This is a genomic window from Pigmentiphaga sp. YJ18 (genome assembly GCF_038066655.1).
Lineage (GTDB): Bacteria > Pseudomonadota > Gammaproteobacteria > Burkholderiales > Burkholderiaceae_B > Pigmentiphaga.
Genome location: NZ_JBBUKU010000004.1, coordinates 194,868 through 216,641 on the forward strand (window position 1 = coordinate 194,868; position 21,774 = coordinate 216,641).

28 protein-coding genes and 1 tRNA gene are annotated in these 21,774 nt (G+C 67.1%); 12 read left to right on the forward strand and 17 right to left on the reverse strand.

The window, feature by feature from the left end; all coding sequences use genetic code 11:
* Positions 1–3: 3 nt before the first annotated feature.
* Positions 4–1,539 (reverse strand): alpha-amylase family glycosyl hydrolase, encoded by a 1,536-nt coding sequence (locus WKR98_RS23320; protein ID WP_341434818.1) that lies wholly within the window; start codon positions 1,537–1,539, stop codon positions 4–6.
* A 158-nt stretch (positions 1,540–1,697) separates the two neighbouring features.
* On the opposite strand from WKR98_RS23320, the gene WKR98_RS23325 reads away from it, so the two are divergent.
* Positions 1,698–1,958, forward strand: coding sequence for a hypothetical protein (locus WKR98_RS23325; protein WP_124690389.1), 261 nt, complete (start codon positions 1,698–1,700; stop codon positions 1,956–1,958).
* A 105-nt stretch (positions 1,959–2,063) separates the two neighbouring features.
* Here WKR98_RS23325 and WKR98_RS23330 read toward each other — a convergent pair whose 3' ends face one another.
* On the reverse strand, positions 2,064–2,312 hold the full coding sequence (locus WKR98_RS23330) for a hypothetical protein (RefSeq protein WP_124690388.1): 249 nt from the start codon (positions 2,310–2,312) through the stop codon (positions 2,064–2,066).
* 617 nt (positions 2,313–2,929) lie between these two features.
* Between WKR98_RS23330 and WKR98_RS23335 the strand changes: the two genes are divergently transcribed.
* Positions 2,930–3,133 (forward strand): cold-shock protein, encoded by a 204-nt coding sequence (locus WKR98_RS23335; protein ID WP_124690387.1) that lies wholly within the window; start codon positions 2,930–2,932, stop codon positions 3,131–3,133.
* A gap of 168 nt (positions 3,134–3,301) precedes the next feature.
* Here the strand turns inward: WKR98_RS23335 and WKR98_RS23340 are convergent.
* Together WKR98_RS23340 and WKR98_RS23345 are read right to left on the reverse strand one after the other, a co-directional pair.
* Positions 3,302–3,377, reverse strand: a tRNA-His gene (locus WKR98_RS23340).
* Between the two features lie 86 nt (positions 3,378–3,463).
* Positions 3,464–3,751 (reverse strand): hypothetical protein, encoded by a 288-nt coding sequence (locus WKR98_RS23345; protein WP_341434819.1) that lies wholly within the window; start codon positions 3,749–3,751, stop codon positions 3,464–3,466.
* Between the two features lie 157 nt (positions 3,752–3,908).
* Here WKR98_RS23345 and WKR98_RS23350 point away from each other — a divergent pair, with 157 nt between their 5' ends.
* Positions 3,909–4,340, forward strand: a complete 432-nt coding sequence (locus WKR98_RS23350) for a CBS domain-containing protein (protein WP_124690385.1) — start codon at positions 3,909–3,911, stop codon at positions 4,338–4,340.
* 50 nt (positions 4,341–4,390) lie between these two features.
* On the opposite strand, the gene WKR98_RS23355 is transcribed toward WKR98_RS23350, so the two are convergent.
* A complete protein-coding gene (locus tag WKR98_RS23355) occupies positions 4,391–4,645 on the reverse strand; it encodes a KGG domain-containing protein (protein WP_124690384.1) in 255 nt (84 codons plus the stop codon).
* 242 nt (positions 4,646–4,887) lie between these two features.
* On the opposite strand from WKR98_RS23355, the gene WKR98_RS23360 reads away from it, so the two are divergent.
* Entirely contained in the window at positions 4,888–5,379 is a 492-nt protein-coding gene (locus WKR98_RS23360) for a CinA family protein (RefSeq protein ID WP_341434820.1), read from the forward strand.
* A gap of 21 nt (positions 5,380–5,400) precedes the next feature.
* On the opposite strand, the gene WKR98_RS23365 is transcribed toward WKR98_RS23360, so the two are convergent.
* On the reverse strand, positions 5,401–5,637 hold the full coding sequence (locus tag WKR98_RS23365; RefSeq protein WP_124690382.1) for a hypothetical protein: 237 nt from the start codon (positions 5,635–5,637) through the stop codon (positions 5,401–5,403).
* A gap of 197 nt (positions 5,638–5,834) precedes the next feature.
* On the opposite strand from WKR98_RS23365, the gene WKR98_RS23370 reads away from it, so the two are divergent.
* The gene (locus WKR98_RS23370; protein ID WP_124690381.1) at positions 5,835–6,149 is read left to right on the forward strand and encodes a hypothetical protein; all 315 of its coding nucleotides are present in this window, start codon (positions 5,835–5,837) and stop codon (positions 6,147–6,149) included.
* Between the two features lie 5 nt (positions 6,150–6,154).
* On the opposite strand, the gene WKR98_RS23375 is transcribed toward WKR98_RS23370, so the two are convergent.
* From WKR98_RS23375 to WKR98_RS23385, 3 genes are all read right to left on the reverse strand, one after another.
* Positions 6,155–6,658, reverse strand: a complete 504-nt coding sequence (locus tag WKR98_RS23375) for a DUF6496 domain-containing protein (RefSeq protein ID WP_124690380.1) — start codon at positions 6,656–6,658, stop codon at positions 6,155–6,157.
* A gap of 57 nt (positions 6,659–6,715) precedes the next feature.
* Positions 6,716–7,186 carry a hypothetical protein gene (locus WKR98_RS23380; RefSeq protein ID WP_124690379.1) on the reverse strand — a complete coding sequence of 157 codons (471 nt, stop codon included), beginning with the start codon at positions 7,184–7,186 and terminating at the stop codon, positions 6,716–6,718.
* Positions 7,187–7,250: 64 nt separating this feature from the next.
* The gene (locus WKR98_RS23385; protein ID WP_192901762.1) at positions 7,251–7,691 is read right to left on the reverse strand and encodes a hypothetical protein; all 441 of its coding nucleotides are present in this window, start codon (positions 7,689–7,691) and stop codon (positions 7,251–7,253) included.
* 77 nt (positions 7,692–7,768) lie between these two features.
* Between WKR98_RS23385 and WKR98_RS23390 the strand changes: the two genes are divergently transcribed.
* Genes WKR98_RS23390 through WKR98_RS23405 form a run of 4 tightly spaced genes read left to right on the forward strand, consistent with a single transcriptional unit; the run spans position 7,769 to position 11,214 of the window.
* Positions 7,769–8,761: a GGDEF domain-containing protein gene (locus tag WKR98_RS23390; RefSeq protein WP_124690378.1), complete on the forward strand. Its 993-nt coding sequence runs from the start codon at positions 7,769–7,771 to the stop codon at positions 8,759–8,761.
* 41 nt (positions 8,762–8,802) lie between these two features.
* Complete coding sequence (locus WKR98_RS23395; protein WP_341434821.1) at positions 8,803–9,678, forward strand: dienelactone hydrolase family protein; 876 nt, start codon at positions 8,803–8,805, stop codon at positions 9,676–9,678.
* A gap of 26 nt (positions 9,679–9,704) precedes the next feature.
* Positions 9,705–10,301 (forward strand): PIN domain-containing protein, encoded by a 597-nt coding sequence (locus tag WKR98_RS23400; RefSeq protein WP_255465708.1) that lies wholly within the window; start codon positions 9,705–9,707, stop codon positions 10,299–10,301.
* Positions 10,302–10,356: 55 nt separating this feature from the next.
* Complete coding sequence (locus WKR98_RS23405; protein ID WP_124690376.1) at positions 10,357–11,214, forward strand: ZIP family metal transporter; 858 nt, start codon at positions 10,357–10,359, stop codon at positions 11,212–11,214.
* A 3-nt stretch (positions 11,215–11,217) separates the two neighbouring features.
* Here the strand turns inward: WKR98_RS23405 and WKR98_RS23410 are convergent, their stop codons facing one another.
* From WKR98_RS23410 to WKR98_RS23430, 5 genes are all read right to left on the reverse strand, one after another.
* Complete coding sequence (locus WKR98_RS23410; RefSeq protein ID WP_341434822.1) at positions 11,218–12,900, reverse strand: Na/Pi cotransporter family protein; 1,683 nt, start codon at positions 12,898–12,900, stop codon at positions 11,218–11,220.
* Between the two features lie 5 nt (positions 12,901–12,905).
* Positions 12,906–14,075: a patatin-like phospholipase family protein gene (locus WKR98_RS23415; protein WP_341434823.1), complete on the reverse strand. Its 1,170-nt coding sequence runs from the start codon at positions 14,073–14,075 to the stop codon at positions 12,906–12,908.
* A gap of 126 nt (positions 14,076–14,201) precedes the next feature.
* Complete coding sequence (locus WKR98_RS23420; protein WP_341434824.1) at positions 14,202–14,984, reverse strand: 3-hydroxybutyrate dehydrogenase; 783 nt, start codon at positions 14,982–14,984, stop codon at positions 14,202–14,204.
* A 35-nt stretch (positions 14,985–15,019) separates the two neighbouring features.
* The gene (locus WKR98_RS23425; RefSeq protein WP_124690372.1) at positions 15,020–16,021 is read right to left on the reverse strand and encodes an LLM class flavin-dependent oxidoreductase; all 1,002 of its coding nucleotides are present in this window, start codon (positions 16,019–16,021) and stop codon (positions 15,020–15,022) included.
* Between the two features lie 105 nt (positions 16,022–16,126).
* Positions 16,127–16,978, reverse strand: a complete 852-nt coding sequence (locus WKR98_RS23430; RefSeq protein ID WP_341434825.1) for a DMT family transporter — start codon at positions 16,976–16,978, stop codon at positions 16,127–16,129.
* A 262-nt stretch (positions 16,979–17,240) separates the two neighbouring features.
* On the opposite strand from WKR98_RS23430, the gene htpX reads away from it, so the two are divergent.
* Positions 17,241–18,122 (forward strand): protease HtpX, encoded by an 882-nt coding sequence (gene htpX, locus WKR98_RS23435; RefSeq protein WP_124690370.1) that lies wholly within the window; start codon positions 17,241–17,243, stop codon positions 18,120–18,122.
* A 255-nt stretch (positions 18,123–18,377) separates the two neighbouring features.
* Here htpX and WKR98_RS23440 read toward each other — a convergent pair whose 3' ends face one another.
* The 3 genes from WKR98_RS23440 to WKR98_RS23450 all read right to left on the reverse strand — a co-directional run bounded on the left by WKR98_RS23440 (position 18,378) and on the right by WKR98_RS23450 (position 20,333).
* Positions 18,378–18,704 (reverse strand): BON domain-containing protein, encoded by a 327-nt coding sequence (locus WKR98_RS23440; protein WP_341434826.1) that lies wholly within the window; start codon positions 18,702–18,704, stop codon positions 18,378–18,380.
* A gap of 22 nt (positions 18,705–18,726) precedes the next feature.
* A complete protein-coding gene (locus WKR98_RS23445; RefSeq protein ID WP_087780828.1) occupies positions 18,727–18,888 on the reverse strand; it encodes a DUF1328 domain-containing protein in 162 nt (53 codons plus the stop codon).
* A 278-nt stretch (positions 18,889–19,166) separates the two neighbouring features.
* A complete protein-coding gene (locus WKR98_RS23450) occupies positions 19,167–20,333 on the reverse strand; it encodes an aromatic ring-hydroxylating oxygenase subunit alpha (protein ID WP_341434827.1) in 1,167 nt (388 codons plus the stop codon).
* A gap of 275 nt (positions 20,334–20,608) precedes the next feature.
* Here WKR98_RS23450 and WKR98_RS23455 point away from each other — a divergent pair, with 275 nt between their 5' ends.
* Both WKR98_RS23455 and WKR98_RS23460 read left to right on the forward strand, forming a co-directional pair.
* Positions 20,609–20,863 carry an exodeoxyribonuclease VII small subunit gene (locus WKR98_RS23455; protein ID WP_124692427.1) on the forward strand — a complete coding sequence of 85 codons (255 nt, stop codon included), beginning with the start codon at positions 20,609–20,611 and terminating at the stop codon, positions 20,861–20,863.
* A gap of 37 nt (positions 20,864–20,900) precedes the next feature.
* Positions 20,901–21,773: a polyprenyl synthetase family protein gene (locus WKR98_RS23460; protein ID WP_341434944.1), complete on the forward strand. Its 873-nt coding sequence runs from the start codon at positions 20,901–20,903 to the stop codon at positions 21,771–21,773.
* The last annotated feature ends 1 nt before the right edge of the window (position 21,774 follow it).

The window sequence follows — 21,774 nt, forward strand, 5'->3', positions numbered from 1 at the left end:
GTCTCAGTTCCCCGGTTCGAGCATCACGGCATGGTCGCCCGCCAATTCTCCGCCGAAGGCGGTGCCTGGCGCCTGGCCATCGCTGCACAGCGCGATGCGCCAGGTTCCAGGTGGCGCGAAACGCCGCGGCTGCGTGGCGAAGTTCACGCATACCAGGCGGACGTCGTCGCCCCGGCGGCGGCGAAAGGCCAGGACCTCGGGCGGGGATTCGAGTTCTTCCCAGTCCCCCAGCCTGAGCGCGGGGCTTGCCTTGCGCAGCGCCAGCGCCTGCCGATAGAGATGAAGGATGGAACCGTCGTCGGCCCATAGCCGTTCCGCCGCATGCCGGGCCGGATCGGGAGGGAACGGCAGCCACGGCGTGGCGCCGGCCCAGCCATGGGGCGGCGCCTCTTTCCAGGGAAGGGGCGCGCGGCAGCCGTCCCGTCCGCCCGGGTCGACCTGTCTGCGCGGATCGACGTGGGCGTCTTCCAGGCCCAGTTCCTCGCCCTGGAACAGGAACGGGGTGCCGCGCAGCGACAGCAGCAGGATCGCGGCTGCGCGCGCCCGGCGCAGCGAGCCGTCGTAGCGGGTGCGATGCCGGACATTGTCATGGTTGGACAGCACCCAGGTCGGCCAGGCGTCGGCCGGGCGCAGCAGGGCATCCACCTCGCGTATGCAGGTGCGGAAGACGACCGGATCCCAGGGCGCGTCCAGCGGCGGGAAGTTGAACGACATGTGCAGTTCGTCGCCTGCGCCGTAGTACTGGACGATGCTGGCGGTCGAACGGATGTTGACCTCGCCCACCAGGACGCGCTGGCCGGGGTAGCTGTCCACCAGCCGCCGTAGGCCGCGCAGCACCTCGTGGCTGTAGGGCTGGTCGTTGAAATCCACCAGCGGTTCTCCGGCCAGGCAGCGCGGATGGTCGGAGAAGGTCGGATCCTTGCCGATGCAGTGGGCCACGTCGATGCGGAAGCCGTCGACCCCGCGATCCAGCCAGAAGCGCAGCACGCCGTGCATGGCCTCGACCACTTCGGGATTGCGCCAGTTCAGGTCGGGCTGCTGGGGCAGGAAGAAGTGCAGGTAGTACTGGCCCGTGTGCTCGTCCCAGGTCCAGGCGCTGCCGGCGCCCAGCGCCGCTCGCCAGTCATTGGGCTCGTCGCGCCAGATGTACCAGTCGCGCCGTGGGCTGGCCCGGGACGAGCGCGCTTCGAGGAACCAGGGGTGTTGGTCGGACGTATGGTTGGGCACGAAATCGAGCAGCAGGCGCAGGCCTCGCGCATGCGCCTCGTCGATCAGCCGTTGCGCGTCGGCCAGCGTGCCGAACAGGGGATCGACGTCGCAATGATCGCTGATGTCGTAGCCGGCGTCCGCCATGGGCGAGCGGAATATGGGCGACACCCAGATGGTATCGGCGCCCAGATCGCGGACGTGGTCCAGGTGGGCGAGCATGCCGGGAATATCCCCCACGCCGTCGCCATCGGCATCGGCGAACGAGCGGGGATAGATCTGGTACACCACCGCGTTTTTCCACCAGGCTTCATCGGAGCGCGTGCCATTCATGCGGATTGCCGGCCTTGTTCTTGTCGGGGCGGGCGGTCCAGCAAGTGATATTCCCAAGGGAAATCCGCAGGCCAGGTCGGTACGCTAGGCGACAGCGGTGGTTGAACTTTCGTCGCCGTGGCATTGCCTCATGGGTGTACCGTCTGCAGGAGACTTCTATGTCAGAAGGCGCAGGAGAGCACTACAAGGGTTATTACATACGAACCGTCGCGCGCGCGGTCAATCACCCCCGGGACGGCATGACGTCGCTGTTCGAGGGAACCGCCACGGTATCGCTGGATCCGGGGTCGCAATATCACCCCATTCCCCCTGACCAGCACCTGGGCGAGGACCAGGTGTTCGGCACTGAATTCGAAGCCCACCGCTACGCCGAGAAAGCCGCCAGACGCTACATCGACAAACTCGAAAAAGGAAAGTAGCGCCGTGGCCGGATCCGTCCGGCACTGCCCGATCCGAGCTTTCCAGGATGCCGGCCAGGGCATGGGCCCTGGCCGGCCGATACGCTTCGTCCAAGCGTTTCTTTCTTACTGGCCGGACTTCTGTTGCTGCTGACCGGGCTTTTGCTGCTGGCCGGTCTGCTGCCGTTGCTGCTGTTCCTGCTGTTGTTGGCCTTGCCCCCGCTGCTGGCCTTGCTGCATGTCGGGATGCGGCGAGGACGTCCCTTTCTGCCCTTGCTGGTTGCCCGTTTGCTGCTGCTGGCTTTGCTGAGGGTTCTGGGGGCGCTGGCCGGCTTGCGTCTGCTGGCCGGAAGACGGTTGCTTCTGCTGATTCATGAGCCTACTCCTTGATTATATGGATGCGGGCAAGGGCGCGAATGCCCGCCGGGTGGTGGGTGCGTAACGCCGCTTTGATTTACCCGCAATTCCCGTTCCGTGCCCGGCGGACCATGCCGTGGATTATCGGAGAGGCTGTTGCCATGTAATTATTGGATGAGGAGCTTGTAAATTTTTCTCGGCCACAAATGCACGGGGACATTTTTCTTGTAGGTATTTACCTCATGCGGGAAAACGATAGGTTTAGGGGATTGATTTCGTGAAATCTACGCGTTAACCCTGGAAAAATTAGTTGATTTTGTCCACTTTGTTGCCGATGTGCCGCGCTATTTCTGGGAATGCGGCGTGCAAGGGTCATATCCCTGCATTTACGCAGGGATATATGGGTAAAGAAAAATTCATATAAAACACCCCACGCCCGGCAATATGCTTGTATCCGAAGGAAACGAAAACGAGTTGACTAAGCGCACGATGCGCCGCATAGTCATTTTCGAGGTGTCAGGCTAGGGTTCTCTCGGTTGGGTCGGCAAGTCGGCTTTCCATTTGGGCACGCCCCGTTCTTGATCCCGGTTAAGTGATTATCGCGGTACGCACATATTCAAAGAAGGAAATGCATCATGGCGACAGGCATCGTTAAATGGTTCAACGACGACAAGGGGTACGGGTTCATCATGCCGGATGATGGGGGGAAGGATTTGTTCGCCCACTTCTCGGAAATCCAGGCCGAAGGCCGCAAGACGCTGTACGAGAACCAGAAGGTGAGCTTTGAGGCCGTGCAGGGTCCGAAGGGCCCGCAGGCTTCCAAGATCCGTATCCTGTAAGCCGTTCGTCCCGGCCTGACAAAACGCCCCTGCCATGCAGGGGCGTTTTGTTTTTGGGTGGGCCCTTGTAGGTCTGCGGCCTGCGAACAGGCAATAAAAAATCCCCGCGGCCGTCTGGCCTGGGGGATCGGCGCCACGCCTTGGTCGGCGCGGGTACTGAATGCGGGGTGGGGTGGCTGATGGGACTCGAACCCACGACAACCGGAATCACAATCCGGGACTCTACCAACTGAGCTACAGCCACCACTTGCAACGCCTGATCGGAAGCCCGAAGAAGCGAGACCACTATTCTAGCGAATTTCTGGCGATTACGCGAATCGGGCCAGGGCGCTAGCGTTCCAGCCTGACCTCGAAGTAGGCCGTGTCGGTTTCGCCCAGGGCCGCGAAGCCTTCCTGGGCTGCGTTGACGGCCGCGCGCTGCCAGCGCAGCGCCAGCGATTTATCTTCTTCCGAGATTTCGTCCAGCGATTCCTCGGCCCAATTCCAGGCCTTGTAGGCGGCGGCAAGGCCTTCGGTGCCGCCCAGCGCCTTTTCCAGCGTGCGGGCGTAGCGGCGCTCGGCCTGGTGCCGGAGTTCCTCGGGCAGTTGGGGATAGTCTTGCAGGGTGACGGTATACATGGTTTTCGCACACGTTACTGTATGTATATACAGTATCCGCTGAAAATCATGACGAAATCAAGAGGCTCGCGCGGCGGGCCTCGTGGCCGCCATGGGAATGGGGGTTGCTCGCCCTGGAGGGCGCCGCATCCGCGGCGTTTTTTTCAGGAGATCAACCATGCAGATCGCAGAAATCATGACGCGCGACGTCGCCTTCCTGTCCGCCGACGAACCCATCCAGCGCGCGGCGCAATTGATGGCCGACCTGGATATCGGCTCGGTTCCCGTTTGCGATGGCCGCCGGCTGGTGGGGGTCGTGACGGACCGGGACATAGCGGTGCGCTGCACCGCCGCCGGCGCGCCGGCCTCGACGCGGGTCAGGGAGGCCATGACGCCTCACGTGAGCTGGTGCTATGCGGACGAGGATGCCGAGACGGTCAAGGCCAAGATGCGGGACGAGCAGATACGCCGCCTGCCCATTCTGGGCACGAACAATGAATTGGTCGGTGTCGTCTCGCTGGGGGACCTGGCCACCCGGGCCGGGGGAACGGACGATGCGCTGGCGGGCATTTCGGAGCCCGCGCGTGCGTCGGGGGAGTTGTTTCGCTAGGCCGATCGATGCCCGGCAAGGCCCCGGCCGGATGGCCGGGGCCGGGGGGGTCACGAGCTTCCGGGGCTCGTCTGCACCGCTTCCTCGCGGGAAGGGCTCTGGGCCTGGGCCTGCGACTCCGCCGCGCGGCGCTGGCGGTGAGCGTGGCTCAGGGCGCCCGCGGCCCGGGCTTCTTCCGAATTGAATTCGTGCGCGTTACCCGACTGGTGGGCGGCGCGCCCCCCCTCGGCGGAAATGGCCCGCTGTTTCTGCGGATCCATGGCGGCAAAGCCCCGGGGGCGCTTCTGGCTCGTAAGCGTAGGCATGAAGTTCTCCAAGATAGGGAAGGGTTCTGCTGACGAGCCCGCCGGGTCGCAATCCCCGTGCCAGCCTGCTTGGGCTGCGCAGCCCGGCGGTATCGGGCCCTGGCCAGGCCGGACGCTACGGCGGCGGGCAGGATTTACACGCAGTCTTGGCGATTTATGCATGCGGCCGCCGGGAGCTGGCCTTCCGGACGCGCCGGGTACGGTGCGTGCTGGAGCATGGCGTCGGAATCCGGGAGATCCGCATGCGGACCGTGGAAGAAATCGCGCGCGAGATGCGTGCGCGCAAGCTGCTGCTGGTTACCGCCGAGTCCTGCACCGCGGGCCTGATCGCGGCGATGCTGGCCGACGTGGAGGGGGCCGGCGCCTTGCTCGATTGCGCCTTCGTCGTGTATTCGCCCGATGCGAAGCGGCATGCCCTGGGCGTTCCCGAACGGATCCTGCGCGTCTACAACCTGACCAGCGAGCACGTGGCGCGGGCCATGGGCCGGGGCGCGCTGGCGCGCAGCCGGGCCAATGTGGCGATCGCCAACACGGGCGTGGCGGATGGGGGAGGCGACAGCGTTCCGGCGGGTACCCAGTGCTACGCGTGGGTGTTCCGGGGGCAGGGCGGGAAAATCACCGTCTATAGCGAGACGCGCCGCTTCTCGGGCGGGCGCAACGCCATCCGGGAGCGGGCGGCGCGGCATGCGCTGGAGCGCCTGCCGCACTATGCGGATCTTGCAGCGCGCGCCTGAAAGGGCGCGGCCGTCGCCGTCTCAGTGTTGCCCGGTCGTGTCGGACCCGGCTTCCTCGGTCTGGCACAGGGTGGCGATGACGTTCTGCCAGCCTTTCTTGAACGAGGGGTGGGCTTCGTTCAGCGTGGGCTCCACCTGTTGCGCAATGGCTTGCATCACCTGGCGTAGCTGTTCGGCGTTCGGGTTGGCCGAAATCAGCATGCTCACGACGTTCTGCAAGGCGGTGAGTTGTCCCTTCATGAATTCAGGGTCGGTCACGTTGGCTCCTTCTACGGCTTGTTCTGGGGAATTTGCAAGACTCGGTTCGAGTCCAACCGGCATGTTAACGGTTCCCTGCCTGGGGTGTTTCAACAAGGGTTTTCGCCAACCACGGGATAGGTAGATATCCCAGTATGGTGGCGCTGACATCGAGGCCCGGTTGGTCTACGATGGGCGCACGCTGGAGGGCCGTATTCATGGCAACAATGGTGATTGATCGTAAGAAGCTGGTGTGTTTTGTCGTAGCGGCCACTGATCCGGCCGGCGAGTCGCGTTGGTGCGCGCTTAACGAAGATCGTGAGTGGCTGACCAACCTGGGTGCCGAACCCGCGGCCGCGGCTGAAAAGGCCGGCGTCTATTGCTGCAACCCCAGCCCCGAAGTGCGGCGCGCCGCCGCCGAAGCCCTGGGGGTCGACCCCGGCGCCGAATTCGTCGTCCATCGATTGTTCCAATCGTCGGACAGCGACGAATGCGCCGAGGTCATCGCCCGCAAGGTCGCGCGGCTGCACTGACCCGCTCAGGCGTGCCGGTTGGCCGCCCGGGTCCGGGCGGCCTTCTTGGCGGCTGCCGAGCGTCCGGCCGCGCCCTTGGTACGAGCCGCCTTCTTCGCCGCGGCCGACCTGTCCGCCGCGCTGCGGCGCTTGGCCGCCGTCTTGGCATGGGCGGCCAGGGCGCTTTTCGACGCTCCCGATTTGCCTTCCCGTTTCAGCGCGGTCTTGGTCGCGCGTGAGCGCGTGGCCGATTTCTTGTGCGGGGCCTCGTCCCCCTTGCGTACGTCCTGTTCGGCCTTGGCCCGGGTCTTCGCGCTGGCGCGGCCCGGCTTGGGAGCGGGCAGGTCCACGCCGGAGCGGCGGGCTTCCGACAGGCCGATAGCGATGGCCTGCTTGGTCGAGCGCACGCCGTGCCGGCCTTCGCGCACGTGGTGGATCTGTTCCTTGACGAATTCGCCGGCCTGGGTCGATGCGGACTTGCCCTGGCGCTTGTCCTGCTTGGCTTTCTCGATGGTCTTGCGTTCAGGCATGATGGCTCTCCTTGCGGAAAGCGTGCGTGCAGCAACCCCCGTGCCTACGGCGCCCGCCTAGCTGGCGCGGCCCGGCGCCCCGGTCAGCACGCAGTCGGCCACGGTGGGCATGCCGTTCTGCAGCGTGGCGCGCTCGCATTCCAGGTAGACCTTGAAGCCGCGCGGCAGCGTATCCAGCGCCACTTGCTCCGGACAGTCGCGCCCGCCGGCGCAGGCGGGATCGGATTTCAGCCAGACCCGCACCGGATGGGCCGGATCGGCCGCCTTCAGATCGAGTTGCAATTCACCGGCACCGACGATGTGGATCTTCTGCAAGCGTCCCGTCACGATGAAAGGACCCTGGCGGTATTTTTCCAGCGCGCGCGGATCGCGGGCGGCGAAGTCGACGTAGACCAGTTCGGCGTCGTAGCGGGGCGGGCCGTCGGCCGAGGCCGCCAGCGCGGCGGAAGGGAGGGAGTCCGGGGGGGACTTGGAGCAGGCGTACAGAGAGACCAGCGCAAGGACGAGAAGCGGCAAGCGGCGATACATGGGATGTCCTGTGGACGGGAAACGCGGCGTTTCCCGGAAGGCGCTCGTCCGCGTCGGGACGGTCCTAAGGCGTAGTGTAAACGGTCGCGCGGGCCGCCGGCCTGCCGGGCGGGCTGGCCATCGACGTGCCGGCGGGCGCGGCGTTGGCGCGGGCGCGGCCGGCGGGCAGCACCGGCGCGACCTCGGGGCGGACTTCCGTCAGGCTGTTCTGCAGCATGTAGTCGTTCATTTCCTTCCAGCCGGTGAAGATGGCGGCCTTGGACATGTGCGGATTGAACGTGTAGCAATCTTCCAGCGCTCGGCCCGCCTGGCGGCAGGCGCCGCCGATGGCACGCCCTTCGGAATCCTTCCTGGCCTCGATCTGCGAGATGGGCTGCAGTCCCAGGTAATCGCAGCCAGCCGCCGCCAGCAGGACGCACGCCGCCAGCAGCCGGCATCCCGCGCGCAGCGTGCGGCGGGCCGGCGGGAGTGCGGAAGGACGAAGAAGCAAGGTTCGCGGGCTCATGAACGTCTTATCGGACGCTGGCCGGCGGAACTGTAGGGCGAACTCAATTTGCCCGCCGCGATGCCGATAAACGGGGCATGAACGGCCATATCCCCTCCCATCTTCCCCCCGACGGCACGCCCGGCGACCTGACCGCCGAGGACCTGGACGCCCTGGCTCGCTCGCCGCTGTTCGCCGGTTGCACGGCCGACCAGCGCGACCTGGTCCTGGCGTTCGCCTTCGCCACCCACCTGGCCCATGGCGCGATTCTGCTGCAGCCGGGCGAGCCCAATCACCATGTCTACGTGCTGGTCGAGGGGCAGCTGGCCGCGTTCCTCGACGCCGACCTGCAGAAGCGAGTGGCGCGTTTCGTCCCCGGCGACGGCCTGGGCGAGCATGCGCTGGTCGGGCCCGAAGGCGGTACCGTGTACGTGGCGGTGCAATGGCCCGCGCGGCTGGTGGCGCTGGAGGCGACGCGGCTGCGCGCGGTGATGGAAACCGTGCCGCGCATCGCGCTGAATGCGCTGGACATGCTGAGCGCCAGGCTGCGGGCCGCCAACCTGCGCCACGACCCGCGCGAGACCGCAGCCGGCATCGACTTCATGGCCAGTCACGATGCCGTCACGGGACTCTACAACCGCCGGTGGATGGCCACCGCCTATCCCGCCGAGATGGCGCGCGCCGAACGGGGCGGCGAAGCGCTGTGCCTGGCGCTGATCGACATCGACCGTTTCGACCGCCTGAATCAGGCGTTGGGCCGCGCCGCGGGCGATGCTATTCTGCGCCAGTTGGCCGATCTGACAAGGAATCTGCTGCCGTCGTTCGACATGCTGGCGCGAGTGGGCGGCGATCGCTTCGCCGTGCTCGTTCCGGCTTCGCTGGCGGAGACGCTCGCCATGTGCGAACGCCTGCGCCTGCATGTGGGCGGACGCCAGTTCGCGCTGCGGGGCAGCCTGGGCACGCAGATCACCCTGTCGGTGGGCGTGGCCCAGGCACAAGGGGATTTCGAGGCGACGCTGTCCAGGGCGCAGGCGGCACTGGAGCGCGCCAAGACACGGGGCCGCAATACGGTCGAACCCCCGCCGGGCTGAGTCGTTTCTTCCTAAACCGCCGTGCCCCCAAGGAGGGTTCCATGGATAGCCCGGGTACCGAATTCGACAGTCTCCTGCCGCCCCTCGGCCTGAACCGGCGCGGCTTTCTTACCACCACGCTGGCCGGCGGCTTCACGCTGGCCGCGGGGCCCGTCATGGCCCAGACGGTGGTTCGCACCGACACGAACGGCCTGGTCGCGGGCGAGGTCAGGATTCCCGTGCGCGACGGCGAGATCCCCGCCTACCGGGCGGCGCCGGCCGGCACGAAGAACGCGCCGGTGGTGCTGGTGGTGCAGGAGATCTTCGGCGTGCACGAGTACATCCACGATGTCTGCCGCCGCTGGGCCAAGGCCGGCTACCTGGCGGTCGCGCCCGAGCTGTATGCGCGCCAGGGCGACCCGTCCAAGTACACCGAGATCGCCAGGCTGTCCGCCGAAGTGGTCAGCAAGGTGCCCGACGACCAGGTCCTGGCCGATCTCGACGCCACCGCGCGCTGGGCCGCCGCGCATGGCGGCAGCCGTTCCCGGCTGGGCGTGACGGGTTTTTGCTGGGGCGGGCGCATCGTCTGGCTGTACGCGGCCCACAATCCCGCGGTGAAGGCCGGCGTTGCCTGGTACGGAAAGCTGGTCGGCGATCCCACCGCCTTGCAGCCGCTCAATCCCGTCGACATCGCCGCGCAGGTGAAGGCGCCGGTGCTGGGGCTTTACGGCGGCCAGGATGCGGGCATTCCGCTCACCTCCCTCAACGCCATGAAGGATGCCCTGGCCAAGGGCGGCCGGGCCGCCCGCGAGTCGAGCTTCGTGCTGTTTCGCGACGCGCCCCACGGATTCCACGCCGACTACCGGCCAAGCTACCGCGAAGCCCAAGCGAAGGAAGGCTGGCGGCTGGCCCGGGACTGGTTCGCGCGGCATCTGTGAACGCGGTTCCTCCGATATCCCGGCCGGTGGCGGACCCCCCGCCGCTATGGCTGGTCCTGGATGCCTGCGTGCTGATGTCCAGCATCCTGCGGCCGCTGTTCCTGGACCTGGCGCAGTCCGGCTGGTTCCGGCCGGTCTGGAGCGAGCGCATCGGGCTGGAATGGCGGCGCAACGCGGCTCGCATCTGGGAGGTCGCGCCGGCGCTGCTGGAAGAGGAGTGGGCGGCCATGGGCCGCCGCTTTCCCGAGGCCGATGCCGGCGATGTCTCGGCCTACGAGGTTGGCCTGCACTACAGCGATCCCAAGGATAGGCATGTGGTGGCCGCGGGGCTGGCCAGCCGTGCCCGCGGCGCCTCGGCGGTGCGCCCCGAGGTATGCGTGCTGACCTGGAACCTGAAGGATTTCAACCGTTCGGAACTGCGGCGCCTGGACGTGTCCGTCAGGGATCCTGACCGGCAACTGGCGGCCTGGGTGGACGGCGACCGGGCCGGTCTCGTGGCCGCGCTGCGGCGCCTGCCCGACTATGCCCGGATCCTGGGGCGCGAGGAGTCGCCAGCCGCCATCCTGAAGCGCGAACGCCTGTTCCGCACGGCGCGGCTGTTGGCCGACGACATCGGTTCGTAAAACTCCGGAAGTTACGTATACTTCTGTTTCTGCAACTGAGTTTCACGAGCATCCCGTGACCTTAACCTACATCCTGCTCGCCACGCTGGCGAGCGGAGTCCTGTCGGTGGTCGTTGCCGGCTGGCTGGCCTTCCGGTATTTCGCCCGCTTTCTTCACCAGATGATCAGCTTTTCGGTCGGGGTCATGCTGTCGGTGGCGCTGCTGCACACGCTGCCCGAGGCGTTCGAGTCCGAGGCCGACACGCGCGTGCTGTTCGCGCTGCTGCTGGCGGGCCTGCTGGGTTTCTTCATGCTCGAGAAGCTGGCGATCCTGCGGCACAACCATCACCACGAGCACGATGGCCACGGGCATCCGCCGGGGCATGATGCTCACGAGGCGGGGCGCGGCGGGATGGCCGTGCTGGTGGGGGACGGGCTGCACAATTTCTGCGACGGCATCGTCATCGCCGCCGCCTTCCTGGCCGACCCCATGCTGGGGCTGCTGACCACGCTGACCATCGCCGCGCACGAGATCCCGCAAGAACTGGGCGATTTCATCGTGCTGGTCAACGCCGGCTTCACCCGCAAGAAGGCGCTGCTATTCAACGTGCTGTCGAGCATGACTGCCATCGCCGGCGGGCTGGTGGGCTATTACCTGCTGGCCGGCTCCAAGCAGTGGGTGCCGTATGTGCTGACCCTGGCGGCCAGCAGTTTCCTGTACATCGCGGTGGCGGACCTGATGCCGCAGATGCAGCGCCGCACCACGGTGCGCGAGAGCCTGCCGCAGTTCGTGCTGATCGCGGCCGGCGTGCTGGCGATCTACGCCGTCAATTCCGTGTTCCACCGCCACGCCCATGGGCCGGAGGTGGGGCAATCGGCCGAGGCGGCCATTACCGCCGACCCCGTTTCCCCGCCTTCGCGGCCCACGCATTGAGCGTCATTCCGGCGTCCCGGCGGCTTCCGGGGCGCCGGCCGCGACCGGGGCCGTGCCGCCGGGCGCGCTTAGCACCTCCGGCGCGGCATAGGCCGCCGATGCCACCAGATGGCTGTTGATGCGGCGCAAGTCGCGCAGCACGTCCAGGTGCAGGGCGCTGGTTTCGGTGGTGTCGACCCGGCCGCTGCGCAGGCGCTCGAAATGGGTTTGCGTGGCCTGGCCTTCCATGCCGCGGAAGGTTTCCTTCTCGGCCGCGAGCAGCCGCGCGGCACGCGCGTCGGCCGTCACGAACAGCGAGGCGGCCAGGCGCAGGTTCGCTTCCAGCCGCCCATGCATGTCGTCCAGCTCGCGCCGCCCCTCGGGCGAGAAGGCGAGCCCTCGCTTGGTCAGCTTGCTGATGTCGTTCAGCAGGTTCTTGTCGACGACGTCGCCGGCATGTTCCAGGTTGGTGATGAAGGTCAGGATCTCATCGGCCCGGCGCCGGTCTTCGCGCGTCAGTTCGTCGGGGTCCAGGCCCGCGACGTAGGTCTTGATCGCGCCGTTCAGGCGATCGAGCACGTCGTCCAGGCGCCGCGCTTCCGCGACGCGCTTGCGGTCGCCGGTGGCCAGCGCCTGGCGCGAGTGGTGCAGCATGGTCTGCAAGGTATCTGCCATGCGCAGCGCTTCGCGCGCCGCATTGCCCAGCGCCACCACCGGCAGGTCGCGCGCGGCGCTGTCCAGGTACAGGGGCTGCCCGGGATCGGCGGCGGGGTTGGCCGGCAGCCAGCGGCGCAGCAGCGCGGCGTAGGGCGTCAGCAGCGGCAGGAACAGGGCGGCCAGCACCAGGTTGAAGACCGTGTGGAAGTTGGCCACGGCGCGCGCGTTGTCGCCCGCCAGCTGCGACATCCAGGGATGGATGTGGTGCAGCATGGCGAGTCCGATCAGCACCCCGACGACGCGGTTCAGCAGGTTGCCCACGGGTAGCCGGCGCGCCTGCGGGTCGTCCTTGGCGGAGCCTTCGAGCAGCGGATTGATCGCCGTGCCCAGGTTGGCGCCCAGCACCAGCGCGAAGGCGACGCTGATGGGTAGCAGCCCCTGGGCCGAGAAGGACATGACCAGGACCACGATCGCCACGCTGGAGTGCGCGGCCCAGGCCAGTACGGCGGCCAGCAGGATCGCCAGCCCGGGCTGGCCCGACAGGGCCTCCAGCGCCGAGCGCAAGGCGGGCAGGTCGCGATAGGGCTCGAGCTGTGCGAGCAGCAGGTGCAGGGACAGCAGCAGCAGGCCCAGGCCGATGAAGACCCGCCCCAGGTCGCGCACGTGCGTGGCGTTGCCGCGTCGGAACATGACCACGCCGATCAGCACCAGGATGGGCGCGATGCGCGAGATGTCGAACGACAGTACCTGGACGATGAGGGTGGTGCCGACGTTGGCGCCCAGCATGGCGGCCAGTGCGGGCACCAGGCCCACCAGGCCGTTGGCGGCGAAGCCCGCCACGATCAGGCCGGTGGCGGTACTGCTTTGCAGGACGGCCGTCACGCCCAGGCCGGCGAAGAAGGCGTAGACGCGATTGCCCAGCGCCACGCCCAGGGTGGTGCGCAGGCGCGGACCGAAGGCCCGCTGGATGCCGGTCTGCACCATGTGTACGCCCCACAGCAGCAGGGCCACGAAACCGGCGATATCGAAGAGCGTGAGATAGGCGTTCATGACGTTCAGCGGCCGTCCGGGGGCCGGTGCACGTCGTGTGTGACGAACGGATGGTCGGCGCTGGGTACCTCGAGCCAGGACGGATGTTCAAGTGTACGGCGTATGTCCGCCAGGCCCCCGCTCCAGCGTTCTTCCATGCCCAGCCGGCCGAACTGGTAGTCCTTGTAGGGCGCCTCGCATTTCTCGCCGCGGTAGATCAGGTGCAGCACGTTGATGCGCCGGTCGCTGGCCAGCTCGCGCGCCCGCTTCATCCACGGCTCGCGGCCGTGCCCGGCCGGCATGTGCTTGAGCAGTTCGCGCAGCAGGCCGCGGTACTCCTGGACCTCGCGCATGTAGTCGGTCACCAGGCGCGTGCGGCTGGAATACTGGATGTCCTTCTGGCGGATGGGCACTTCGCTCAGGTTGCCCGGCACCTGGCCGTGCGCGCTCCACAGGTCGACCTGGAAGACCAGCGAATAGCGGCGCGGACTCGATTGCAGGATCTGATGCAGCGGCGTGTTCGAGACGACGCCGCCGTCCCAGTAGTATTCGCCGTCGATCTGCACCGGCGCGAAGCCGGGCGGCAGGGCGGCCGAGGCCATGATGTGGTCGGCCGTCAGCACCCGGGTGGTGTTGTCGAAATAGGCGAAGTTGCCGGTGCGGACGTTGACGGCGCCCACCGAGATGCGGGTCCCGCCGTTGTTGAGCCGGTCGAAGTCGACGAATTCTTCCAGCGTGCGCTTGAGCGGCGTGCTGTCGTAGACGCTGGCGGTGCCGGGATCGTGCTGCGTGGGCCATGAGGGCACCAGCCTGGGCACGAAGAAGCCGTTCTGTCCTTCCAGCACCGCGCGCCAGGCCTCCCAGGCGCTGAGCGCGGCGCCGGCCGGACCGGGAAGATGCGCCAGCGCATCGCGCAGCGCGTCGACCGGCGTGGGCGGCAAGAGCGGCGGACGGCAGATATGGTCCCAGAACCGCTGCAATTGTTCGACCCGGCGCTCGGGCGGATTGCCGGCGATGACGGCGGCGTTGATCGCGCCGATGGAAATGCCGGCGATCCAGTCCGGATGCAGCCCGGCCTCGGCCAGGCCTTCGTAGACGCCACCCTGGTAGGAACCCAGCGCGCCGCCTCCCTGCAGGACGAGCGCGACGGTGTCGTAGCCGAGTTCGCCGCGCCGCGATTGGATGGAACGAGTCATTTCAGTCACCCATGGCGCACGTAGCGGATGTCTCCGGACCCAGGGCACCGCGGATCCGGCTCCGCCGGTCCGCCAGTGCCGCCCCCTGGGGGGCGCGCGTAAGCGCGTAGGGGGGGGCTCCCATCTCTAGTGCATATACCAGCCGTGGCTGACGACGAACGATTGTCCGGTGAAGGCCGCCGTGGGGAAGGTGGCCAGGAACAGCACGGTCTGCGCGACGTCCTGCAGGGTGGTGAATTCGCCGTCCACGGTGTTGCCCAGCATGACCTTCTTGATCACTTCGTCTTCCGGGATGCCCAGTTCGCGGGCCTGCTCGGGAATCTGCTTTTCCACCAGCGGCGTGCGCACGAAGCCGGGGCAGACCACGTGCGAGCGCACGTTGTGCCGGGCGCCTTCCTTGGCCAGCACGCGGGCCAGGCCGAGCAGGCCGTGCTTGGCGGTGACGTAGGCCGACTTCAGCGGCGAGGCCTCGTGCGAATGCACCGATCCGGTATAGATCACGATGCCGCCGCGATCGTCGCGGTACATGTGCTTGAGGGCCGCCTTGGTGGTCAGGAAGGCGCCGTCGACGTGGATGGCCATGACCTTCTTCCAGTCGGCGTACGCGAACTGGTCGATGGGATTGACGACCTGGATGCCGGCGTTGGACACCAGGATGTCCACGTTGCCGAAGGTGTCGACCACCAGTTGGGTGCCGCGCTCGACCGCCGCTTCGTCGGTCACGTCGAAGTCCACCGCCATCGCCTGGCAGCCCTTGAGCTTGAGTTCGTCCACCACCGCCTGGGCGGCCTTCAGGTTGATGTCCGCGATGGCGACGGCGGCGCCCGCCGCGGCCAGCGTATCGGCGATTTCCTTGCCGATGCCGCTGGCGGCGCCGGTGACGAGAGCGACTTTTCCATGAAGCTGCATGTTGGATCCCTTGGTATGCGCGTGGGGGGAAGCGGTCAGGCCATCAGCGCCGAGGCCAGCAACTGGTAGCTGCGGACCCGGTACTCGTGGCTGTGGATCTGGGAGTTGACCATGACCTCGTCGGCCTGCGTGGCCCGGGCCAGCGCGCCGATCGAATCGGCCAGCGCCTCGGGCGTGCCGATGTGGATGCGGGTGCGGTTGTACTGGCGCAGCGCCTCTTCGTCGGGCTGGTAGACGTAGGCCAGGGCCTCCTCGACGCTGGGCAGCGGGGTGCGGGTGCGGCCGCTGCGCGTGCGCATCATGCTGAGGTCGGCGGTGGAGGCCAGGCGCTCGGCTTCGTCGGCGGTGGGCGCGCAGACGGCCGACACCGCCAGGATGGCGCGCGGCTCGTGGCCGAACGGCGACGCGCGGAATTCCTCGCGATAGAGCCGCATCGCCGCATGGACGTTCTCGGGCACGATGTGATGGGCATAGGCGAAGCCGAAGCCGTTGGCGGCGGCCACGCGCGCGCCGAACAGACTCGAGCCGAGTATCCAGATGGGCGGGCAGGGCACGCCCACGGGCGTGGCGCGCACCCGCGCATGGGGATGGTCGGACGGCATGACGTCCTTCAGATAGCCGACCAGGTCGGCCAGTTGCTGCGGGAATTCATCGGCATCGGCATGGCCGCGGCGCAGCGCGCTGGCGGTGACGGGGTCGGTGCCGGGCGCGCGTCCCAGGCCCAGGTCGATCCGGCCCGGGAACATCGCTTCCAGCACGCGGAAGGTCTCGGCCACTTTCAGCGGGCTGTGATTGGGCAGCATGATGCCCCCCGATCCCACGCGCAGCCGGGTGGTGGCGCCGGCGATCCGGCAGATCAGCAGTTCGGGCGCCGAGCACGCCAGCATGCCCGTGTTGTGGTGCTCCGCCAGCCAGTAGCGATGGTAGCCCGCGGCCTCGGCCTGGCGCGCGAGGTCCACGCTGTTGGACAAGGCATCGGTGGGCGTGTAGCCGGCGGGGATGGGGCTCAGGTCGAGGACGGACAGCTTCAGGGACATGGGGGAGGGAAGGACGGCGGTTAACGCATCAAGTGTGAACCCGGCGGCGTTTTGCTGCAACCCAGCATGGCCGGCGGGAAGAGTTCGGTGCGGTCGACCGCGGGCTCAGGCCCGCCGGGCCAGCGCCAGCGTGCGCCAGGTCGAGACCAGGCCCGCCGCCGCGATCAGCACCATGCCGGCCCAGCCCAGCATGTCGGGATGGTCGTCCCAGAACAGGTAGCCGAGCAGGACCGAGAACGGGATGGTGCTGTACTGGAGCACCGAGGACAGGGCGGCCGAGCCGCGGCTGAACGCGCGCGTCATCGCGAACTGGCCCAGCAGGCCGCTGATCCCGACGCCCAGCAGGGTGAACCAGCCATAGAGCGAGGGCGGTTGCCAGCCGGTGAGCGAGGTGGCGACGCCGCCCGTCAGGCAGGACGAGAGCGCGAAGAACAGCACGATGCGCCATTCGGGTTCGCCGGACTGGCCCAGCGAGCGCACCTGCATCACGGCGATCGCGGTCAGGCTGCCGGCGGCCAGGCCCAGCAGCGCCGCCAGCCACTGCGAGTGGTCCAGGGTGGGTCGCAGGATCGCGATCACGCCGATGAAGCCGATGACGACCGCCAGCGTGCGCAGCCGGTCGGTCAGGTCGTGCTGGCGCCAGATCATCCAGCCAGCGATGAACAGCGGCGAGGTGTAGTTCAGGGTGATCGCGGTCGCCAGCGGCAGCCGGCCCATGGCGAAGAACGACAGCCAGATCGACCCCACCCCGGCGATATTGCGCATGATGTGCAGCCGCCAGGTCGGCGGAATCACGACGCGCCGGGTGGCCCAGGCCCAGGCCAGGATGCCCGCCGCCGTGGGCAGCCCGCGGAACAGGATGATCTGCCCCAGGCTGGCCTCCTCGGAGGCGAATTTCACGAACATGGCCATGATCGCGAACATCAGCGAGGCGAAAAGCATCCAGAGGGCTTGCATGGAGGGCGGGCGGCGATGAGGTGGCCTCGATTGTAACTGCTGGGGTTAACCCCAGTATTCACCTTGAAATCATCGTCCCGGCTACCATATAGCCCCAACCGGGAAACGGGTATCGTCCCTCTCGCCGTTCTGCGGCGGCCGGAGGGAACTTCCCGATGCCTGTTGCCGTCACATTCGGCGCCGCGCGGGGCGGTTCCCGGTGGCCGAGGGGAAAACCCACCCCCGGAAAAAACATCAAAGGTTTTCGGAGCTTCCTGCCCTCATGAAACGCATCGTGCTATTTCTGGCGACCAACGTCGCGGTCATGCTGGTCCTGACGGCGACGCTGAGTCTGCTCGGCGTCAACCGTTTTCTGACCGCGAACGGCCTGGACATCCAGGCGCTGGCCATCTTCTCGCTCGTCGTCGGCTTCACCGGCTCCATCATCTCGCTCCTGATGAGCAAGCCGATGGCCAAGTGGAGTACCGGCGCCCGGGTCATCGACCCCAACGCGCCCAACGGGGCCGAGGAACAGTGGCTGGTCGACACCGTGCACCAACTGGCCGACCGCGCGGGCATCGGCCGCCCCGAGGTCGCCATCTACGAGGGCGAGCCCAACGCCTTCGCCACCGGCGCCTTCAAGAACGACGCGCTGGTCGCGGTCTCCACCGGCCTCTTGCGGGGCATGACCGAGGAAGAAGTCAGCGCGGTGCTGGGACACGAAGTGGCCCACATCGCCAACGGCGACATGATCACGCTGACCTTGATCCAGGGCGTGGTCAACACCTTCGTGGTGTTCCTGGCGCGCGTGGTCGGCTACGTGGTCGACCAGATGGTGCTCAAGAACGAACGCAGCGGCGGCATCGGCTATTTCGCCACCGTCATCGTCTGTGAACTCGTGTTCGGCATCCTGGCCTCCATCATCGTCGCCTGGTTCTCGCGCCTGCGCGAATACCGCGCCGACGCCGGCTCGGCCTACCTGCTGGGTTCGCGTGAACCGATGATCCGCGCCCTGGCCCGCCTGGGCGGCATGGAACCGGGCGACCTGCCCAAGAGCTTCGAGGCGTCCGGCATCGCCGGCGCGGCCAAGGGCTTCGGCGCCTTGTTCGCGTCTCACCCGCCCATCGAGCAGCGCATCCGCGCCCTGATGAACGCAAAAGGCTAGTAGAGGGCCCCCCCTACGCGCTGACGCGCGCCCCCAGGGGGCGATGCGGGTGGACCGGCAAAGCCGGATCCACCGCATCCTGGGGTACCAAACGGCTGGCGGGGACTGGCGTTTCCCACCAGGTCCGCCGGCTAGAAAACAAGAACGGCCTTGCATCGATTGCAAGGCCGTTCTCACTTCATCCGTGCCGAAGACCCAGGGCACCGCGGATCCGGCTTTGCCGGTCCGCCAGTGCCGCCCCCTGGGGGGCGCGCGTCAGCGCGTAGGGGGGGACGACTTCACCCGCAGGTCGTTGCGGACGCTTTGGACGCCTTCGACGCCCCGGGCGACTTCCACGGCACGGGAGGCTTCGGCTTGGGAGTTGACGAAGCCGGAGAGCTGAACGGTGCGGCGGAAGGTTTCGACGTTGACGTCGACGGCGCTGACATCCTTGGCCGCGACCAGGGCCGCCTTGACCTTGGCGGTAATGGCGGCGTCGCTGGTATATTCGCCCGCGGATTGCTGGGTGCGGGTTGCCGTGCAGCCGCCCATGACCGTGGCGGTGCCGATGATGCCGGCGACGAGCAGGGTACGAACGTTCATGATTTTTCTCCTTGGGCGTGAATCATTTTCGGAACAGGCCGCTCAGCAGCGACAGGACCGCAAGCACGATGAAAATGAAGAACAATATCTTCGCGATCGACGCGGCGCCGGCAGCGATGCCGCCGAATCCCAAAACCGCCGCGATGATGGCGATGACGAAAAATACGACTGCATAATGCAGCATGCTTTTCTCCCGTCTTTTCTTGCTATGGCGAAAATCCGGCCTATATGCATCCGGGCCCGGCTTTCGTTTTAAAAGCTACGCGCCGGCTCCCCTGTTGACAAGGCGGCAGTGTATATATTTGTAATGATGCGCATGCCGTCGAGTGACCGTGTATTTATTACAGATCGGTGGGTAGCGCCTTCAAACCCGTCATGAGCGACGGGGGCTTGCGGCGATTGAAAAAAAGAAAAGCGCCCGTGCAGGGCGCTTTGATGGGCAGTCGGACAAAAGTTACGTCTTCACATATCTTCCGGTTCGTCCATTACCTTCCGATACCACTCGTGGAAGTGCTGCATGCCGTCCTCCATGGGGGATTGGTAGGGGCCGGCCTCGTTGGCGCCGCGCTCCATCAATGCCTTGCGGCCGGCATCCATGCGTTCCGCGATCTCGTCGTCCTCGACGGCGGTTTCCATATAGGCCGCTTGCTGGGCCTCGACAAAATCCCGTTCGAAATGGACGATTTCCTCGGGATAATAGAACTCGACGATATTGACCGTTTCCTGTGGGCTCTTGGGGTAGAGCGTCGACAAGACCAGCGTGTGCGGATACAGCTCGATCATGTGGGTCGGAAAATGGGTGACCCAGATCGCCCCGAATTCCGGCGCGCTGCCATTGCGGTAGGCCAGCAGGGCATCGTGCCAGCGCTGGTAGACGCCCGAGCCGGGGTGCGCCAGCGCGTTGTGCACGCCCACCCGTTGCAGGCTGTAGTAGTCGCCGAATTCCCAGCTCAGGTCATCGCAGGTGACGAAACGGCCCAGGCCGGGGTGGAACGGGCCGACGTGGTAGTCCTCGAGGTAGACCTCGATGAACGTCTTCCAGTTGTAGTTGCACTGGTGTACCTGCACCCGGTCCAGGACGTAGTCGCTGAAGTCGAACTCGGGCCTGCCGTCCAGGGCGGCAAGCTCGGTGGCGATCTGGCGGCCGCCCGCGCGAGGCGATTCGAACAGCGAGCCGTTCCATTCCTGCAGCTTGAAGCGTTGCAGGTCGAGGCCCGGTGTTTCGCTGAACAGCGGGGCGCCGATCAGCTTGCCGCGGGCGTCGTAGGTCCAGCGGTGCAGCGGGCAGACGATGTTGCCCGGGCGGCCCAGGTTGCCGCTGCAGTGCGCGGCCTGCCGTTCGCCGCCAGGCTGGTACTTGCCCAGCATCAGCGCCTGCCGGTGACGGCATACGTTGGACAGCAGCTCGACGCCGGCGTGGTTGCGCACCAGCACCCGGCCGTCGTTTTCCTGTATCAGGGTACGGTAGTCCCCGACTTCGGGGACGCCTTTCTGGTGGCCCACGTACATCGGGGCCTGGCCAAAGACGTTTTGCATTTCGCGCGCGAAGCGCGCTTCATCGAAATAGGCACTGACTGGGAGCTGCGCTCGGCTCGCCGCCACGTGTGCCACGCGACCGATATCGGTCATGACTTCCCTCCGCGAGAGTTGTGAAGCCAGTCCCCCTCGCTGCGAAACCACCCCTTACGCGACCTGGAGCGGTGTTTGGACTTCGCAGATGGTACTGGCGCGAAGAAAATGATCTGCCCGATCAAGCCGGCTATTGTACCCCGGACGGCCCGAGAAGTCCCCGCCGCCGCCCCGGCCCGGCCCGCCCTGTAGCGGGGGTGGAATCCCGTCATCCCGTACAATTCCGGGTTCGATGCCGTGACGAGATCCAGGAGGCTTGATTGGCCGACAAATTCGTGAATGTTCCCGATGCGCAGGGCGACGCCCCCGCGCAGGCCCTGCCTCAGGACTTCGAGGCCGCGCTGGGCGAGCTCGAGGCGCTGGTGGCGATGATGGAGGATGGTTCCATGCCGCTGGAGTCCTCGCTGGCCGCCTACCGGCGCGGCGTCGATCTCGTGCGGGTCTGCCAGGACAGGCTGGCGCGCGCCGAGCAGCAGGTCCGGGTCCTCGAGGGAGAATTGCTGCGTCCTTTCGAAGAGGCCGGGGACTGACTTGATGGCTGGCAGTCGCGAAGAGTTTTCCGCCTGGATGGCGGCGTGCGGGGTGCGCGCCGAACAGGCGTTGGCGCGCTTGTTGCCCCCCCAGGACGCCGAGCCGCGCACGCTGCACGGCGCCATGCGCTATGCGGTGCTGGGCGGCGGCAAGCGCGTGCGCCCCATGTTGACCTATGCCGCGGGCGAAGCCTGCGCGGCATCCGGCGCCGGCAGCGAGGCGGCGCTGGACGCCGCCGCCGCCGCGGTCGAACTGATCCACGCCTACTCCCTGGTGCATGACGACATGCCGTGCATGGACGACGACGTCCTGCGCCGCGGCCGTCCGACCGTGCACGTGGAGTTCGGCCAGGCCACCGCGCTGCTGGTGGGCGACGCCCTGCAGGCCCTGGCCTTCGAAGCCCTGGCGGGCATGCCGATTGCCCCTGGCCTGACCGTGCAGGCGGTGCAGGTGCTGGCGACGGCGGCCGGCAGCGTGGGCATGGCCGGCGGCCAGGCCATCGACCTGGCCAGCGTCGGCAAGCCCTTGCAGCGGGACGAACTCGAGGCCATGCACCGGCTCAAGACCGGAGCGCTGCTGCGCGCCAGCGCCGCCCTGGGCGGCATCGTGGTGGGCGCGAGCTCGGCCCATCGCGCGGCGCTCGACGCCTATGCGCAGGCAGTGGGGCTGGCGTTCCAGGTGGTCGACGACATCCTCGATGTCACGGCCGACTCGACGCGCCTGGGCAAGACGGCCGGCAAGGATGCGGCCGCCGACAAACCCACCTATGTATCCATACTGGGCCTGGACGAGGCCCGGACCCTGGCGGAGCGTTTGCGCCGGGCCGCGCACGAGGCCATCGCTCCGCTGGGCGCGAGCGGTGCGCGCCTGGCTGCGCTGGCCGATTTCATCGTGCTGCGCGACCGCTGAA